The organism is Sphingomonas sp. SORGH_AS_0950, from assembly GCF_030818415.1.
GTDB lineage: Bacteria > Pseudomonadota > Alphaproteobacteria > Sphingomonadales > Sphingomonadaceae > Sphingomonas.
In genome coordinates, this window is record NZ_JAUTAE010000001.1 from 1,650,389 (window position 1) to 1,665,955 (window position 15,567).

Here is a 15,567-nt window from a genome sequence, read left to right on the forward strand (position 1 = left end):
AAAAAGCCTGGCGGGAACGGGACGGTTCAGCCCACGCCGGTACCGCCCGAGGCGCCGAACACCTGCCCCGTGGCATAGCTTTGTTCGGGCGCGGCCAGCGTCACATAGGTCGCCGCCAGCTCGGCGGGCTGGCCCGGACGGCCCAGCGGCGTATCCTCGCCAAAGCTCGCCACCTTGTCGGTCGGCTGCCCGCCCGAGGGCTGGAGCGGGGTCCAGAACGGACCCGGCGCGACCGCATTCACCCGGATGCCCTTGGGGCCGAGCTGCTTGGCGAGCGACTTGGCGAAGGCGACATTGGCCGCCTTGGTCTGGGCATAGTCGAACAGATTGCCCGAGGGCTGGAACGCCTGGACCGAGGCGGTGATGATGATCGCCGATCCGGGCTTCAGATGCGGCAGCGCCGCCTTGGTGATCCAGAAGGGCGCATAGATATTGGTCTTCATCGTCCAGTCGAACGCCGCCTCGTCCAGATCGGCGAGGTCCTCGACCGATTGCTGGCGCCCGGCATTGTTGACCAATATGTCCAGCCCGCCCAACTCGCGCACCGCATTGGCGACCAGCTTGCGGCAAAAGGCGGGATCGCGAATGTCGCCGGGGATGGCCACGCCCTTGCGCCCCTCGGCGCGGATCAGCGCGATGACCTCGCGCGCGTCCGATTCCTCGGCGGGCAGATAGTTGATCGCGACATCGGCGCCCTCGCGCGCATAGGCGATGGCGGCGGCGCGCCCGATTCCCGAATCGCCGCCGGTGATCAACGCCTTGCGCCCCGACAGCCGCCCCGAGCCGCGATAGCTCTTCTCGCCATGGTCGGGCAGCGGCTGCATCTTGCTGGCGAGGCCAGGCCAGGCCTGGGGCTGGCGGGGAAAGGGCGGCCTGGGGTAACGGTTGACCGGGTCCTGCACGGTGTTGACCGGCGTGGCCGCGGGGCCGGTGGCCTGCGCCGCGACCGCAGGGGCCGCGACGGCCGCTGCCGCTCCACCGAGGACAGCGCGCCGCGATGCCGAAATCTTGTCCATAATCCCGTTCCTTGCCGAAAAGCCGCCCGCCCCACCCGAACAGGTGCGGCGAATGACAGTTCCGTCATGAAACGGGTAAAGGGTCAGAAGATCGGTTGCGCGACCAGCGCCGCCTCCTGCCGACAGGCGGCCGCGTCCGGGCGCGGCGTCGCCGGGTTCCGGCGCAGCGCGTCGATCTCGGACCGCGCGGCCGCCAGGTCATGCTGGAAGGCGGGGCTTTGCGACAGCGCGGTCAGCGTCACGGTGGCGGACAGCCGCCCGCCCTCGACCGCGCTGGCATTGTGCGCGCCGCAGACGATCCGGCTTTCGCCAAAGGCCCGCCCGCGCGCCAGGATCGGCGTCGCGCGATCGGGCGCGATCTCGGCCAGCAGCATCGCCCAGGTCCATCCCGCCGTGGTGTGGCCCGAAGGATAGTCATAGCTGCCCTTGAGCTCGGATGCGGGCTGGCAGACCGGACCCCGGTCGATCAGATAGGGGCGCTGCCGCTTGTAATAGCGCTTGGCGATCCCCGTCGCGCGCGCGGTGTCGGAGCCGACCGCGTCGATCAGCCTGATCGTCACCGGGGCGTTCTGCGGGGTCAGCGCGATGCCCAGCGCGCAGGAGTAGTCATGCGCCATGTCCGCATCGTCCAGCTTCACGTCGTTGGTCGCCAGCGCCCAGCGCGGCGTGCCGACCAGCTTGCGCGTCTGGCGGAAGATCGCCCGGTCGGCCTTGCCACGCGCATCGTCCGGCCTGGGCGCGGGCGGCAGGATCGCGAGCAGGTCGAACCCGCCCGCGGGCAGATAGTGCGGCGGCTCGTCCCCCTCGCGCACTTCGGCCAGCGCGGCGGTGCCCATCAGGGCCAGGACCAGACAGGATGCGACGAACTTCGATTTGGACACGGCGTCCCCCACTCACGGCTCGGGTTGAAGAATTCGGGTTACAGCGCGGCCAGCAACCGCATGTTGGTGGCATGGAGATTGGCGATATGCGCCAGCGCCAGCGTGATGCCGCCACCGACGGTCAGGATCGTGCCGATCAGCATATGGTCGAGCATCACCCCGAACATCAGCAGGAGCAGACCGCTCGCACCCGCCAGCAGCGGGCCGACCACGCGATGCTGCCGCCATCCCCGGATCAGCGCGAAGCTGCTCAGCGGGACCGCGATGGCCAGCATGACGAGATGGAACGCCTCGCCGGTGTCGGTCCACTGGGCGAGCGAGGGCAGGAAGGCGGCCAGCACGGGCAGGAACAGGCAATGGATCAGGCACAGGGTCGATGCCGAGATAGCCAGACGGTCCACGCCCCAGCCGCCGCGATGATGCGGCGCTCCTCCCGGCATCGCGGCCAGCGCCGCTTCGTCGCCATCGTTGCGTTCGGTCATCATCCGGGCCTTTCCCATTCGCCCCCGGCGGAGGCTAATGATATTTTGTATCATGGATGGCAAGCGTTAAATCCGACGACCATGCCTTTAAATTGTATTCCGTATAATCTAGCATGGCGTGGTTTCAGAGGAGGAGGATGGGATATGGCGACGAAGCGACTGGCCCTGTGGGCAAGCCTGTCGGCCATGATGGCGAGCAGCGCGCTGGCGCAAACCCCGGCTCCCCAACCCGTCCAACCCGTCCCGCCCCGCCCCGATTGGGAGAATCCCGCGATCAACCGGATCGGCGCGGAGCCGATGCACAGCAGTTTCGCCGGGTTCGAGACGCGGTCGGCGGCGCTGGCGGGCGATGTCGCCCGGTCGCGCTATCACCTGTCGCTCGACGGGAGGTGGAAGGTGCAGATGTCGCCCAATCCCGAGGCGCGACCCGTCGGCTTCGAGGATCCCGCCCGCGACGTGTCGAAATGGCGCGACGTGGCGGTGCCCGGCATCCTCCAGGCCCAGGGGCTGAGCCGCCCGGTCTTTGTCGGCAGCGGCTATCCCTTTCCGCGCAACGAACCCTTTATCGAGCACCGGCTGAACGAGGTCGCGTCCTATCGCCGCGACTTCACCGTTCCGGCGCATTTCGCCGGACGCCGCCTGCTCCTCAACATCGGCGCGGCGGGGGCGGCCTATTATCTGTGGGTCAACGGCCAGAAGATCGGCTATTCGGAGGATTCCAAGCTCCCCGCCGAATTCGACATCAGCCGCGCCGCCCGGCCGGGGCGGAACACCATCGCGATCGAACTCTACCGCCATTCGGACGGCAGCTACCTCGAGGATCAGGATTTCTGGCGGGTCAACGGGATCGAGCGGTCGATCACCCTCTATGCCGCGCCGCAGACGCATATCCGCGATCTGGCGATCGATGCCGGGCTGACCCATGACTATCGCGACGGGACGCTGTCGGCCGCGACCGACCTGGCGGGCGCGGCGCAGGCGACCTCGGTGCGCGCCACGCTGCTCGACGGCAAGCGGGTCGTGTTGACCCGGACCGCGACGCCGACCGGCACGACCGCGACGATCGCCGCCGAGGTTCCGGCGGTGAAGACGTGGAGCGCTGAGGACCCCAACCTCTACACGCTGCTGGTCGAACTGCTCGACACGAAGGGCAAGCTCATCGAGGCGACCAGCCGCCGCATCGGCTTCCGCACCGTCGAGGTCGCGGGCGGCGAGGTGCGGGTCAACGGCAAGCGGATCATGATCCGCGGCGTCAACCGCCACGAGCATGACCCGCACACCTTCCGCGTCGTGTCCGAAGAGACGATGCGCAAGGATATCGAGCTGATGAAGGCCGCCAATATCAACGCGGTCCGCACCTCCCACTATCCCAACGATCCGCGCTGGTACGACCTGGCCGACGAATATGGCCTCTACGTGATGGACGAGGCCAATATCGAGAGCCACGGTTACTTGAGCCTCACCCAGGAAAAGGGCGATCCGACGCTGAACCTGGGCCACAAGCCCGAATGGGCGGCGGCGCATCTCGACCGGGTGCAGCGGATGGTCGAGCGCGATCGCAACCACCCCTCGATCATCTTCTGGTCGCTGGGCAATGAAAGCGGCGTGGGTCCGAATTTCGAGGCGGCGGCGAAGTGGATCCGGGCGCATGACAAGACCCGGCTGATCAACTTCCTGGGTTACAGCATGAGCGGCTGGCGGCATCCGACCAATGCCTATGTCGATATCTTCGCCCCCATGTATGACGATGTGGAGAAGCTGGCCGACTATGCCCAGCGCCCGGAATTCACCCAGCCGCTGATCCTGTGCGAATATGCCCATGCGATGGGCAACAGCCTGGGCGACTTCCAGGGCTATTGGGACGTGTTCCGCAAATATCCCAAGCTCCAGGGCGGCTTCGTCTGGGACTGGGTCGACCAGACGATGATCCTGAAGGACAAGGACGGCCGCCCCTATTGGGGACAGGGCCTGGACTATGATCCCGATCCCAAGGATGCCGGGCTGCACGGCGACGACAGCCCGGTCGGCGACGGCGTGATCCAGTCGGACCGGACCCCCGACCCCGAATATTACGAGATGGCGCATGTCCAGTCGCCGATCCATTTCACCCACAAGGACGGCGGGTGGCAGGTGGTCAACCGCCACGACCATATCGACCTGTCGCGCTTCACGCTGGACTGGACGGTGATGGAGAATGGCGTCGAGACGGCGCGCGGCAGCATCGCCACCCCGTCCGTGGCGGCGGGGGCCAGCGCGCCCCTGGCCTTCACCCTGCCCGCGCCGAGGGATGCCTCGGCCGAGCGATCGCTGATCCTGCGCGCACGGACCAAAGCGGGGGCGATCCCGCCGCTGCCCGCGGGCCATGTCGTCGGCTGGGACCAGTTCGCGCTGACCGGCCCGGTCTTCGCCGCCGTGCCAACCGGGTCGGTCGCGCCGCAGGAAAGCGCCGAAGCGATGACGCTGGCGGCGGGCGATGCCGTGCTGGAGATCGACCGGACGACCGGGCTCGTCCGCCGTTATGCGCGGGGCGGCAAGACGCTGCTGACCGGCGGCACCCCCGATTTCACCCGCGCGCCGACCGACAATGACGTGGGCGCGGGCGTGCCCAAGAGCCATGCGATGTGGCAATATTTCTCCGAGCATCGCCGCCTCGACGCGATCCGGCGCGAGGGCGATGCCATCGTCGTGGATCACGACATGGGCGTCGGATCGGTCAAGATGCAGACCCGCTGGACCATGGCGCCGGACGGCAATGCGACGGCGACCGTGCGCTTCACGCCGCTGCGCGCGACGCTGCCCGATCCCCTGCGCGTCGGCCTCGCCTTCGCGACGCCGGGGCAGCAATTCACCCAGGTCAGCTGGTTCGGGCGCGGCCCGTGGGAAAGCTATGCCGACCGCAAGACCGGCGCGATGATCGCCCGCTGGAGCGGGGCGCTGGCCGACCAGTATCACGACTATGCCCGGCCGCAGGAGAGCGGCAACAAGACCGATGTGCGCTGGCTGCAACTCACCGGCACCGGGGTCGGGCTCCGTGTGACGGGGGCGCAGCCGCTTTCGGTCAATGCCCTACCCTTCCCCTATGCCGACCTGGCGATGAAGCCGCCGTCCCAGGCGCACAGCTCGGACATCCGCCCGCATGGCGACGGCACGCTGCTGATCGACGCCGCGCAGGTCGGGGTCGGCGGCGATACCGGCTGGAACCTCGATGGCCGTGCGCACATGCCGTACCGCATTCCGCTCCAGCCCCTGACCTACAGCTTCACCATCGGAGCGGCCCGTTGAAGACCCTGCTGACGCTTTCGCTGTTGCTCGCCGCCGGTCCGGTCGCCGCGCAGGACGTGCCCGACCGCATCGCCAGGTCGCTGGCCCTTCGCGAGCAATGGCAATGGCTGACCCGCGACATCGCCTCCCCCGCCGAGTGGGACGCGGACGGACGGCATTTCCATTATCGCAAGACGGTGGCGGGCGGCTTCGCCTTCGTCGATGTGGACGCAACCAGCCGCGCCAAGGCCCCCGCCTTCGACGCCGCCGCGCTCGCCCCCGCACTGGCCAGGGTCATGGGCAAGCCGATCGCACCGCTCCGCCTGCCCTTCGATCATTTCGCCTATACGCCCGATCGTTCGGCGATCACCTTCAGCATCGGCTATGAGGACGGCGTCACCTATCGCTGCGTCCTCGCCCGGCCCGCCTGCACCGTCGTCCCGCCGGAAAACCCCGGCCGCCCGCGCGGCTTCGGCGTGGTGCGCGACCTGCGCGTGCCCGCCGACAACCATCCCCGCCTCTCGCCCGGCGGCAGGCTGGAGGCGCTGGTCCTCGACGACAATCTGGTCGTGCGCGAGGCCGGGGGCGGCAAGGAATTGTGGCGGTCCCAGGACGGCAGCCCCGCCAATTTCTACGATCCCGAGACGATCGCCTGGAGCCCGGACGGCCAGCATATCGCGCTCCAGCGCGTCCGCCCCGGCTATCCCCGCATGGTCACCCGCGTCCTCGCCGCGCCGCCGGGCAAGGTCCAGCCCGAGGTCGTCCAGCAACTCTATCCCAAGCCCGGCGACGCGGTGGATCAGGAGGCACCCGTCCTGTTCCGCGTCGCCGACGGCAAGCGGACCGAGATCGACCCGTCGCTGTTCGCAAATGCCTATACCCTGTCGGCCCCGACCTGGCGGGCGGATGGCAAGAGCTTCGCCTTCGACGATCTGAAGCGCGGCTTCGGCGAGGCGAAGATCATCGCGGTCGATGCCGATACCGGCAAGGCGCATGCCGCCGTGACCGAAACCGCGAAGACCTTCGTCTTTCGCGACCGCATCTGGTCGCATGACGTGAAGGATAGGGGCCGCGAGATTCTCTGGGCGTCGGAGCGGGACGGCTGGCGGCATCTCTATATGATCGACGGCACGACCGGCCGGATCGTTCGCCAGATCACCAAGGGCCAATGGATCGTCCGCGACATCGCCAAGGTCGATGACGACAAGCGCCAGATCTGGTTCTCGGCCAGCGGCTTCGTGCCCGGCGAAGACCCTTATTACAAGCAATGGTTCCGGGTCGATTTCGACGGCCGCAACCTGACCCGGCTGACCCGGGAGAATGCGACGCACGAGGTCCGCTTCTCCCCCGACATGACGACCTATGTGGACGTCTATTCGCGCACCGACCTGCCGGAGACGATGGAACTGCACGACGCGCGCGACGGTCGCCTGATCCAGACTTTGGAAAAGGGCGACATCACCGCACTGGCCGCCGCCGGATTCCGCCCGCCCGAACGCTTCTCCGCCAAGGGGCGTGACGGGAAGACCGATATTTACGGCCTGGTCGTCCGCCCGCGCGATTACGATCCCGCCAAGCGCTATCCGGTGATCGAGAATATCTATGCCGGGCCGCATGACAGTTTCGTGCCCAAGGCGTTCTGGCCGTTCGGCGGATTTTCCGGCGGCGACAAGGTCATGGGGATGCAGCAGCTCGCCGATCTGGGCTTCATCGTGGTGATGATCGACGGCATGGGCACCGCCAACCGCTCCAAGGCGTTCCACGACGTCGCCTGGAAGAACCTGGCCGATAGCGGCTTTCCCGACCGAATCGCCTGGATGAAGGCGCTGGCGGCGAAGGACCCCGCCGTCGACCTTTCCCGCGTCGGCATCTATGGCGGCTCGGCGGGCGGACAGAGCACGCTGAACGCGCTGCTGTTCCACCCCGATTTCTACAAGGCCGGGGTCGCCTATGCCGGGTGTTTCGACAACCGGATGGACAAGATCGACTGGAACGAACAATGGCTCGGCTATCCGGTCGACCAGAGCTATCTGGACGCCTCGGGCGTGGTCCATGCGCACCAGTTGCAGGGCAAGCTGATGCTGGTCGTCGGCGAGCAGGATTCCAATGTCGATCCCGCCAGCACGACCCAGGTGGTCGATGCGCTGATCAAGGCGGACAAGGATTTCGACCTGCTGGTCATCCCCGGCGGCGAGCATACCGCCGGGCGCAGCAGCGGCCCGGTGGCCTATGCGATGCGGCGGCAATATGCCTTCTTCCTGAAGGCGTTGCGCGGGGAGGAATAGCACCCTTCCCTCAGCCACAATAGCACCACCCCGGCGAAGGCCGGGGTCCAGTTTCGGCGTTCCATCGGGCGCCCCACGAGCGACACGGCAACTGGGCCCCGGCCTCCGCCGGGGCGGACGGCGGGGGTTGGGAAGGGAATAGCGGTGTTGCCTCCCGCCCTCCCCGCGCCTATCGCTCGCCCTGCGACAGGTTCCCCTTCGGGGGATGAAAAGGGAATGGGGTGCGATGCCCCGGCTGCCCCTGCAACTGTAAGCGGCGAGCCATCCGCCATGACGCCATTGGGGAAACCCGAGAAGGCGGCGGACCGGCACCGACCCGCGAGCCAGGAGACCTGCCCGTCGCGGTCGTCTTTCGGCCGGTCAGGGTGTACCGGGCGGACGGGGCTATCCCCTCGCGCGACGACAGCGCCTTTGTGGAGACATGCCCCGATGACCGAGCCCTGTTCATGCTGAAACCCGCCGCGAACGGTCCCGCCGTGGTCGCCTGCAACACCTGTCGCCTGTCCGACGATGCGCGCGAGGACGCCGAAGGGCGGCGCGGCGGCGCGCTGCTGGTCGAGGCGTTGCGCGCGGTGAAAGCCTCCGACCCGGCCTATGCGGATGTGGCGGTCGAGGAGATGCCCTGCCTCTTTGCCTGCCAGTCCTTCTGCACGGTCCATCTTCGCTGCCCCGGCAAGGTCGGCTATGTGATGGGCAAATTCGCCCCCGACGAGGAGGCCGCGCGTGCGATCCTGGACTATGCGCGCGCCTATGCCGACAGCGATTGGGGACAGGTGCCGTACAAGCAATGGCCGCAAGGGGTGAAGGGCCATTTCCTGACCCGCACGCCGCCCGAGGGATTCATCGTCGAATGAGCGCTTTCCCGACCATCGCCAGCTTCGAGACGACCCTGGCCGTGTTGCCCGCGCCGGATACCGGCGCGCGCGACGCCGCCGCGCGGCGGCAGGGACAGCTGACCAAGCCGCCGGGCTCGCTCGGACGGCTGGAGGACATCGCGATCTTCCTGGCCGGATGGCAGGGGCGCGAGCGGCCCCGGATCGATCGCGGTCGCGCGGTGATCTTCGCGGGCAATCACGGCGTGGTCGCGCGCGGGGTCAGCGCCTTTCCGGCGGAAGTGACCGCGCAGATGGTCGCCAATTTCGCCGCCGGGGGCGCCGCGATCAACGCGCTGGCCGCCGCCGCCGGGCTGGACCTGTCGGTCGTGCCGCTCGACCTCGACCGGCCGACGGTCGACTTCACCACCGGCCCGGCGATGAGCGAGGCGGAATGCCTGGCCGCGCTGTCGGCGGGGGCGGCGGCGGTCGGCGATGCCGACCTGCTGGTGCTGGGCGAGATGGGGATCGGCAACACCACCCCCGCCGCCGCGCTGGCCGCCGCCAGTTTCGGGGGCGATCCCGCCGACTGGGTCGGTCCCGGCACCGGGGTGGATGCACGCGGCCTGTCGCGCAAGGCGACGGTGGTGGCCGAGGGGCTGGCGCTGCACCACGAGCATCTGACCAGCGCGTTCGAGCTGCTGCGCCGTCTGGGCGGGCGGGAGATCGCGGCGATGGCGGGGGCGATCCTGACGGCACGCACCCGCGGCGTGCCGGTGGTGCTGGACGGCTTCATCGGCACCGCCGCGATCGCGCCGCTGGCGCTGGTCAATCCCGCGATCACCGCCCATTGCCTGGCGGGCCATTGCTCGGCGGAGCCCGGCCATATCCGGCTGCTCGACCGGCTGGACCTTGCGCCGATCCTGTCGCTGAACATGCGGCTGGGCGAGGCGAGCGGTGCGGCGGTGGCGGTCCAGGTCATCCGCGCGGCGCTGGCGGCGCATGACGGCATGGCGACCTTTGCCGAGGCGGGCGTGGCGAGCGCGTGAGCGCGTTTCGCCTGCATCTGCTTCGGCATGGCGAGCCCGAGGCGGCGGGGCGGATGCTGGGGCGGACCGACAGTCCGGCGACGGTCGAGGGCATCGCCGCCTGCGCCGCGCGGGGACGCGATCTGGCGGTGACCCGGCGGATCAGTTCGGACCTGTCGCGCGCGCGCGCCTGTGCCGAGGCGATCGGACCCGCCACGGTCGATCCCCGCTGGCGGGAACTGGATTTCGGCGACTGGGACGGGCTGGCGCCCGAAGCGATCGACCGGACCGCGCTCGGCCGGTTCTGGGACGATCCCGATGCCGCCCCCCCGCCGGGCGGGGAGCGCTGGTCCGATCTCGTCGCGCGCGTCGCGGCGGCCATCGCCGAGCTGCCGCCCGAACCGACGCTGGTCGTCACCCATGGCGGCGCGATGCGCGCGGCGCTGCATATCCTGTGCGGGTTCGACCGCCGCGCCGTCTGGGCCTTTGCGCTGCCCTATGCCAGCCTGTTGACGCTGGAGGTATGGGACGGCCGCCCCCGTGCGGCGCAGGTGACGGGACTGGTCACGGCATGAAAGCGCTGATCCTTGCGCTCGGTTTCCTGACCCGCCTGCCCATGCCGCGCGTCGCAGCGGACGAGGCGGATTTCGCGGCGGCGATCCGGCTCTATCCGGTCGCCGGGCTGGTCGTCGGGACGATCGTCGCGGGGGCGGCGTGGCTCGGCCAGCATATCGATCCCTGGGCGGGGGCGCTGGCGGGGCTGGCGGCCTGGGTCTGGGTGACGGGGGCGCTGCATCTCGACGGGCTGGCGGACCTGGCCGACGGGCTGGGCGCGGCGCATGGCGACCGGTCGCGGCTGCTGGCGGTGATGGCCGAGCCGCAGATCGGCAGCTTCGGCGTCGTGGCGCTCGTCATGCAGCTTCTCGCCAAGCTGGTGCTGCTCCACGCAATGCCCGCGCGCGCCTGGCCGATGCTCGCGCTGATCCCGGCGGCGGCGCGGGTCGGGCCGCTGGTCTGGGCGCGCGTCCTGCCGCCGTTGCGCCCCGGCGGGCTGGGGGCGCTGGTGGCGCGCGCGGTGCGGCCGTTCGACATGATCGCCTGGCTGCTGGCGGCGATCCTATTGGGTCTGGCCTGTCCGCCCATCGCCGTCACGCCGCTGCTGATCCTGCCGCTGTCGTTCTGGTTCCGGCGAAGGCTGGGCGGCGTGACCGGCGATGTGCACGGCGCCGGCATCGAGCTGACCGAGACCGGCCTGCTGATCGTCGCCCTCCTCTATCTGGCGTCCTGAGCGATCCGCAACAGCGCGTCGCAATCGACATGCGCCTCCAGCACGGCGGCGATGGCGTCGAGCGCGGCGTCCACATCGGCGCGGTGATCGGGCCCCGCCCCCGCCACGCCGATCCGCGCCAGCCACGCCGCGCGCTGCCCCGCCTCGCCCAGCAGACCATGGACATAGCTGCCCGCGACCAGCCCGTCGGCGCTCATCGCACCCTCCGCCCGGCCATCGGCGAGGTGCCCGACGGGACGTGTGGCATCCGGCCCCTCAGTCCGGCCAAGGTGAATCTCATAACCGGAAAAGGCCGCGCCCAGCGCCTCGCCCGTTACCGGCCGCACCGTCTTTTCGCCGGTCAGCACCGTCTCGACATCCAGCAGCCCCAGCCCCGCGACGCTGCCCGCCGGGCCCTCGACGCCATCCGGATCGGCCACCCGCTGCCCGAGCATCTGATAGCCGCCGCACAGGCCAAGTACCGGCCGCCCGCGCCGGTGGTGCGCGGCGATGTCGATATCCCACCCCTGCGCGCGGACGAAGGCCAGGTCGGCGATGGTCGTCTTCGATCCCGCCAGCACGATCATCGCGGCATCGGGAATCGGTTGGCCGGGACGGACCATGACCAGATCGACTTGAGGTTCGAGGCGCAGCGGATCGAGATCGTCGAAATTGGCGATGCGCGGGGTGATCGGACAGGCGATGACCACCCGCCCCCCGGTCCCGGCGGCGGGCCGCTCCAGCGCCACCGCATCCTCGCTCGGCAGGCGGCGCGCGTCCGCCAGCCAGGGGATCAGCCCCAGCGAATGCCAGCCGGTATGCCGGGCGATCAGCGCCATGCCATCGGCGAACAGCGCCGGGTCGCCGCGAAACTTGTTGACCAGAAAGCCCCGGATCATCGCGGCATCGGCCGGGTCGATGACCGCCTTGGTCCCCACCAGCGACGCGATCACCCCGCCCCGGTCGATGTCTCCGGCCAGCACCACGGGCACGTTCGCCGCGCGCGCAAAGCCCATATTGGCGATATCGCCGCTGCGCAGATTGACCTCGGCGGGCGAGCCCGCGCCCTCGACGATGACGAGGTCGCAATCCGCCTCCAACCGTCGATAGCATTCCACCACTTCGGGGAGCAGCTCGATCCGCCCCTCGCGCCACTTCGACGCGGGCAGCATCCCGCGCACCTGCCCGCGCACGATCAGTTGCGAGCTGCGATCGCCCTGCGGCTTGAGCAGCACCGGGTTCATGTCGACATGCGGTTCGACCCGCGCCGCCATCGCCTGGGTCGCCTGCGCCCGGCCGATCTCGCCGCCTTGCGGGGTGGCGGCGGCGTTGTTGCTCATATTCTGCGGCTTGAACGGGCGGACGGTCAGCCCGCGATTGGCGAAGACCCGGCACAGCCCCGCCACCAGCACCGACTTGCCGACATCCGACCCGGTGCCCTGGATCATCACGCCAGCCATGCGACACCCCCCGCGACGATCCACAGCAACAGGCAGGCACGGGCATATATCTGCAAGCCCGTCACGATATCGGCGGGCGTCGCGCTTCGGCCGCCGCGCCCGATCCAGGGCTTGATCTGGGTCACCCCGTCATAGCTCACCGGCCCCGCCAGCGCGACGCCCAGTGCCCCCGCCATCGCCGCCTCGGGCCAGCCCGCATTGGGCGAGGCATGGGCGCGCGCATCGCGCTTCATCACCGCCCAGCCGCCCGCGCCCGCCACACAGACCAGCACCCCGGCGATCCGCGCCGGTATCCAGTTCGCGCCGTCGTCGATCCGTGCCGCCGCCCAGCCAAAGGCGCGCCAGCGCGGCTCCTTGTGCCCGATCATGCTGTCGGCGGTGTTGATCGCCTTATAGACCCAGACGCCCGGCAGGCCGAGCAGCAGCAGCCAGAAGAGCGGCGCGACGATGCCGTCGCAGAAACTCTCCGCCAGCGTCTCGATCGCGGCGCGCGACACGCCCGCCTGATCCAGCCTTTGGGTATCGCGCCCCACCACCCGCGCGACCGCCGAGCGGGCGGCGGGCAGGTCGCCGCGCATCAGCGCGTCGGCGACCGGGCGGACATGCCCGTACAGGCTACGCTGCGCCAGCGCGGGCCAGGCCAGGACTGCACTGGCGATCCAGCCCCATCGGCCGAACAGCAGATGCGCCTCGCGGTCCAGCCACCATGCCGCCGCACCAGTCAGCGCGATCAGCCCCAGGATCGTCGCCACCCCCAGCGCCCGGCGGGTCGCCTCGGACCGGTCGGGCCGGTTGCCATGCCGTTCGCAAGCATTGAGGAACCGGGCAAAGCCGCCCACCGGATGCCCGACCCAGGCATAGAGCCGATCGGGCCAGCCGATCGCGGCATCGAGCGCCAGCGCCACCAGCGCGATCGGATCAGCCATCACTCAATACCTTGTCCAGCCGCGCAAGCTCCGCGAGCGAGGCGGGCACGCCGAAACGCAACCGCTGGGGCGCGTCGGCGAAGGGGCGGACGAGAATCCCCGCCGCCGCCAGCCGGTGGAAAACAGACCCCGCGTCCGGTGTCTCGACCATGCGGAACAGCGGACACGCCCCCGTCGCGACCAGCCCGTGCCGCGCCAGCACGGCATCGAGCGCCGCCGCGCGCTCGACCAGCGCGAGGCGAGTCGCCGCGATCCACCCGCGATCGGCATAGGCCGCGCCGCCCCAGACCATCGCATGGCTCGACACCGGCCAGTCGCCCAGCAGGCCGCGAAACCGCGACAGCAACGCGGGCGCAGCGATCACGAAGCCCAGCCGCACGCCCGCCAGCCCGAAGAATTTGCCGAACGAGCGCAGCACCACCACCCGCGCGCCGCCGGTGAAACCGGGATCCGGCATCGCATCGGCAAAGGCTTCGTCCAGGATCAGCCAGCCGCCCGCGTGCGCCTGCGCCTCGGCCAGCCGGGCCAGTGTCCCGCCGGTATGAACCACGCCATCGGGGTTGTTGGGATTGGCGAGCAACAGGCTGCCCGACTGCCCCGCCCAGTTCTCCAGCGCGGCATGATCGACCCGCGTCGTGGCGATCGCGCCGTGCGTGCCATAGCTGGGGCGAAGCGCCACGATCGGCTGGGCCACCCCGAGCAGCGGCAACAGCCGCAACGCCATCTCGCTGCCCGGCACCGCCGCGACGCGCTCGGCCGCGACCCCGAAATGCGCCGCCGCCAATGCCTCCAGCCGCGCGAGCGCGCCGCGATCGGGCAAGGGCCCCGCATCGACGTCCAGCCCCTCGGGCGGCGTCCAGGGAACCGGATTGATGCCGGTCGACAGGTCCAGCCACGGCGCGGGCGCGTTCGGGAACAGCGCCTTGGCCGCATCGATCCGGCCGCCATGATAGGTCAGCGCGGCCATTTCCGCTTGCGTCACAGCCCGGCTCCCGCGATGCGGACGGGCATGCACACGCCCCGCACTATCCTCGTCCTCGGCGGTGCCCGGTCGGGCAAGAGCCGCCATGCCCAGTCGCTGGCCGAGGCGATGACGCCGACCGGCTGCTTCATCGCGACGGCGCAGGCCTGGGACGCGGAGATGCGCGACCGGATTGCACGGCACCAGGCCGACCGCGACGCGCGCTGGACGACCGTGGAGGCGCCGCTCGCGCTGCCCGAGGCCATGGCCGCGCATGGCCGTGCCGACCGGGTGCTGCTGGTCGACTGCCTGACCTTGTGGCTGACCAACCTCTTGCTTGGCGAGGCCGACCTGACGGCGGCGGGGGATGCGCTGGTCGCCGCCATCGCGGACGCGCCCGGCCCCGTCGTGCTGGTCAGCAACGAGGTCGGCTTCGGCATCGTCCCCGACAATGCGCTGGCCCGCCGCTTCCGCGATGCGCAAGGGTCGCTGAACCAGCGGCTGGCGCGGGTCTGCGACGCGACCGACCTGGTGGTCGCCGGGCTGCCCCTTCGTCTTTCAGGAGAGAAATGATGCGAACCGACGCCGAACATGCCGAGCGCATGGCCAAGAAGAAGGTCGCGCAGGACAGGATGGTCGCCGCGCGCGACGCCGAAAAGGGGCTGGTCATCGTCCATACCGGCAAGGGCAAGGGCAAGACGACCGCCGCGCTGGGCATGGTGATCCGCGCGGTCGGCCACGGGATGCGCGTCGGCATGGTCCAGTTCGTCAAGGGCGCGATGACCACCGGCGAGGCGGCGGTGCTGGCGCGCTTTCCCGAGGTGGATTTCCACGCGATGGGCGAGGGCTTCACCTGGAACACCCAGGACCGCACCCGCGACATCGCCACCGCGCGCACCGCCTGGGACGAGGTGAAGCGGATGATCGCCGACCCGGCCTATGACCTGATCGTCGCGGACGAGCTGAACATCGTGTTGCGCTATGACTATCTGCCGGTCGACGAGGTGCTGGAGGTGCTGGCGACCAAGGGCGCGATGACCCATGTCGTCATCACGGGCCGCAACGCCCCCGACGCGCTGATCGCGGCGGCCGATCTGGTGACCGACATGACGCAGGTGAAGCATCCCTTCCGCGAACAGGGCGTGAAGGCGCAGAAGGGGATCGAGTTCTGACCCCCTCCGCCCGGCA

14 protein-coding genes and 1 riboswitch are annotated in these 15,567 nt (G+C 69.8%); of the genes, 8 read left to right on the top strand and 6 right to left on the bottom strand.

Translation table 11 applies throughout. From position 1 onward, the window contains the following. Positions 1-26: 26 nt before the first annotated feature. The 3 genes from QE385_RS07105 to QE385_RS07115 all read right to left on the bottom strand — a co-directional run bounded on the left by QE385_RS07105 (position 27) and on the right by QE385_RS07115 (position 2,379). Positions 27-1,016, bottom strand: a complete 990-nt coding sequence (locus QE385_RS07105) for an SDR family oxidoreductase (protein WP_307100405.1) — start codon at positions 1,014-1,016, stop codon at positions 27-29. A gap of 83 nt (positions 1,017-1,099) precedes the next feature. Next, positions 1,100-1,897: a phosphatase PAP2 family protein gene (locus QE385_RS07110; RefSeq protein WP_307100406.1), complete on the bottom strand. Its 798-nt coding sequence runs from the start codon at positions 1,895-1,897 to the stop codon at positions 1,100-1,102. Between the two features lie 38 nt (positions 1,898-1,935). Further along, a complete protein-coding gene (locus QE385_RS07115; protein WP_307100408.1) occupies positions 1,936-2,379 on the bottom strand; it encodes a MerC domain-containing protein in 444 nt (147 codons plus the stop codon). 144 nt (positions 2,380-2,523) lie between these two features. Between QE385_RS07115 and QE385_RS07120 the strand changes: the two genes are divergently transcribed. The 6 genes from QE385_RS07120 (at position 2,524) to cobS (ending at position 11,053) form a co-directional block, all read left to right on the top strand. Next, positions 2,524-5,661, top strand: a complete 3,138-nt coding sequence (locus tag QE385_RS07120) for a glycoside hydrolase family 2 TIM barrel-domain containing protein (protein WP_307100410.1) — start codon at positions 2,524-2,526, stop codon at positions 5,659-5,661. Beyond that, positions 5,658-7,925: a S9 family peptidase gene (locus QE385_RS07125; protein ID WP_307100412.1), complete on the top strand. Its 2,268-nt coding sequence runs from the start codon at positions 5,658-5,660 to the stop codon at positions 7,923-7,925. Before QE385_RS07120 ends, QE385_RS07125 begins: the two co-directional genes overlap by 4 nt. A 171-nt stretch (positions 7,926-8,096) precedes the next feature. Next, a riboswitch (cobalamin riboswitch) is annotated at positions 8,097-8,280 on the top strand. Positions 8,281-8,371: 91 nt separating this feature from the next. Continuing rightward, positions 8,372-8,779, top strand: a complete 408-nt coding sequence (locus QE385_RS07130; protein ID WP_307100414.1) for a DUF1636 domain-containing protein — start codon at positions 8,372-8,374, stop codon at positions 8,777-8,779. Continuing rightward, a complete protein-coding gene (gene cobT, locus QE385_RS07135; RefSeq protein ID WP_307100417.1) occupies positions 8,776-9,786 on the top strand; it encodes a nicotinate-nucleotide--dimethylbenzimidazole phosphoribosyltransferase in 1,011 nt (336 codons plus the stop codon). Before QE385_RS07130 ends, cobT begins: the two co-directional genes overlap by 4 nt. Further along, positions 9,783-10,340, top strand: a complete 558-nt coding sequence (locus tag QE385_RS07140; protein ID WP_307100419.1) for a histidine phosphatase family protein — start codon at positions 9,783-9,785, stop codon at positions 10,338-10,340. Before cobT ends, QE385_RS07140 begins: the two co-directional genes overlap by 4 nt. Next, on the top strand, positions 10,337-11,053 hold the full coding sequence (cobS, locus tag QE385_RS07145) for an adenosylcobinamide-GDP ribazoletransferase (RefSeq protein WP_307100421.1): 717 nt from the start codon (positions 10,337-10,339) through the stop codon (positions 11,051-11,053). Before QE385_RS07140 ends, cobS begins: the two co-directional genes overlap by 4 nt. On the opposite strand, the gene QE385_RS07150 is transcribed toward cobS, so the two are convergent. From QE385_RS07150 to QE385_RS07160, 3 genes are read right to left on the bottom strand one after another with little or no spacing between them, the layout of a single operon-like run. Next, positions 11,038-12,492: a cobyric acid synthase gene (locus tag QE385_RS07150; protein WP_307100423.1), complete on the bottom strand. Its 1,455-nt coding sequence runs from the start codon at positions 12,490-12,492 to the stop codon at positions 11,038-11,040. The genes cobS and QE385_RS07150 overlap by 16 nt on opposite strands. Then, positions 12,480-13,418 (bottom strand): adenosylcobinamide-phosphate synthase CbiB, encoded by a 939-nt coding sequence (cbiB, locus tag QE385_RS07155; RefSeq protein ID WP_307100425.1) that lies wholly within the window; start codon positions 13,416-13,418, stop codon positions 12,480-12,482. The genes QE385_RS07150 and cbiB overlap by 13 nt, the downstream gene beginning before the upstream one ends. Continuing rightward, positions 13,411-14,400, bottom strand: coding sequence for an aminotransferase class I/II-fold pyridoxal phosphate-dependent enzyme (locus QE385_RS07160; protein ID WP_307100427.1), 990 nt, complete (start codon positions 14,398-14,400; stop codon positions 13,411-13,413). The genes cbiB and QE385_RS07160 overlap by 8 nt, the downstream gene beginning before the upstream one ends. Before the next feature lie 27 nt (positions 14,401-14,427). Between QE385_RS07160 and cobU the strand changes: the two genes are divergently transcribed. Continuing rightward, positions 14,428-14,952 carry a bifunctional adenosylcobinamide kinase/adenosylcobinamide-phosphate guanylyltransferase gene (cobU, locus tag QE385_RS07165; protein ID WP_307100428.1) on the top strand — a complete coding sequence of 175 codons (525 nt, stop codon included), beginning with the start codon at positions 14,428-14,430 and terminating at the stop codon, positions 14,950-14,952. Continuing rightward, positions 14,952-15,551, top strand: coding sequence for a cob(I)yrinic acid a,c-diamide adenosyltransferase (cobO, locus tag QE385_RS07170; RefSeq protein WP_373424646.1), 600 nt, complete (start codon positions 14,952-14,954; stop codon positions 15,549-15,551). Before cobU ends, cobO begins: the two co-directional genes overlap by 1 nt. The last annotated feature ends 16 nt before the right edge of the window (positions 15,552-15,567 follow it).

Excerpts from the sequence above, each read along its gene's own strand:
- cobU (WP_307100428.1), top strand. The coding sequence starts at position 14,428 with ATGCACACGCCCCGCACTATCCTCGTCCTCGGCGGTGCCCGGTCGGGC.
- QE385_RS07115 (WP_307100408.1), bottom strand. The coding sequence starts at position 2,379 with ATGACCGAACGCAACGATGGCGACGAAGCGGCGCTGGCCGCGATGCCG.
- cobS (WP_307100421.1), top strand. The coding sequence starts at position 10,337 with ATGAAAGCGCTGATCCTTGCGCTCGGTTTCCTGACCCGCCTGCCCATG.
- QE385_RS07150 (WP_307100423.1), bottom strand. The coding sequence starts at position 12,492 with ATGGCTGGCGTGATGATCCAGGGCACCGGGTCGGATGTCGGCAAGTCG.
- QE385_RS07130 (WP_307100414.1), top strand. The coding sequence starts at position 8,372 with ATGCTGAAACCCGCCGCGAACGGTCCCGCCGTGGTCGCCTGCAACACC.
- cobT (WP_307100417.1), top strand. The coding sequence starts at position 8,776 with ATGAGCGCTTTCCCGACCATCGCCAGCTTCGAGACGACCCTGGCCGTG.
- cobO (WP_373424646.1), top strand. The coding sequence starts at position 14,952 with ATGCGAACCGACGCCGAACATGCCGAGCGCATGGCCAAGAAGAAGGTC.
- QE385_RS07105 (WP_307100405.1), bottom strand. The coding sequence starts at position 1,016 with ATGGACAAGATTTCGGCATCGCGGCGCGCTGTCCTCGGTGGAGCGGCA.
- cbiB (WP_307100425.1), bottom strand. The coding sequence starts at position 13,418 with ATGGCTGATCCGATCGCGCTGGTGGCGCTGGCGCTCGATGCCGCGATC.
- QE385_RS07120 (WP_307100410.1), top strand. The coding sequence starts at position 2,524 with ATGGCGACGAAGCGACTGGCCCTGTGGGCAAGCCTGTCGGCCATGATG.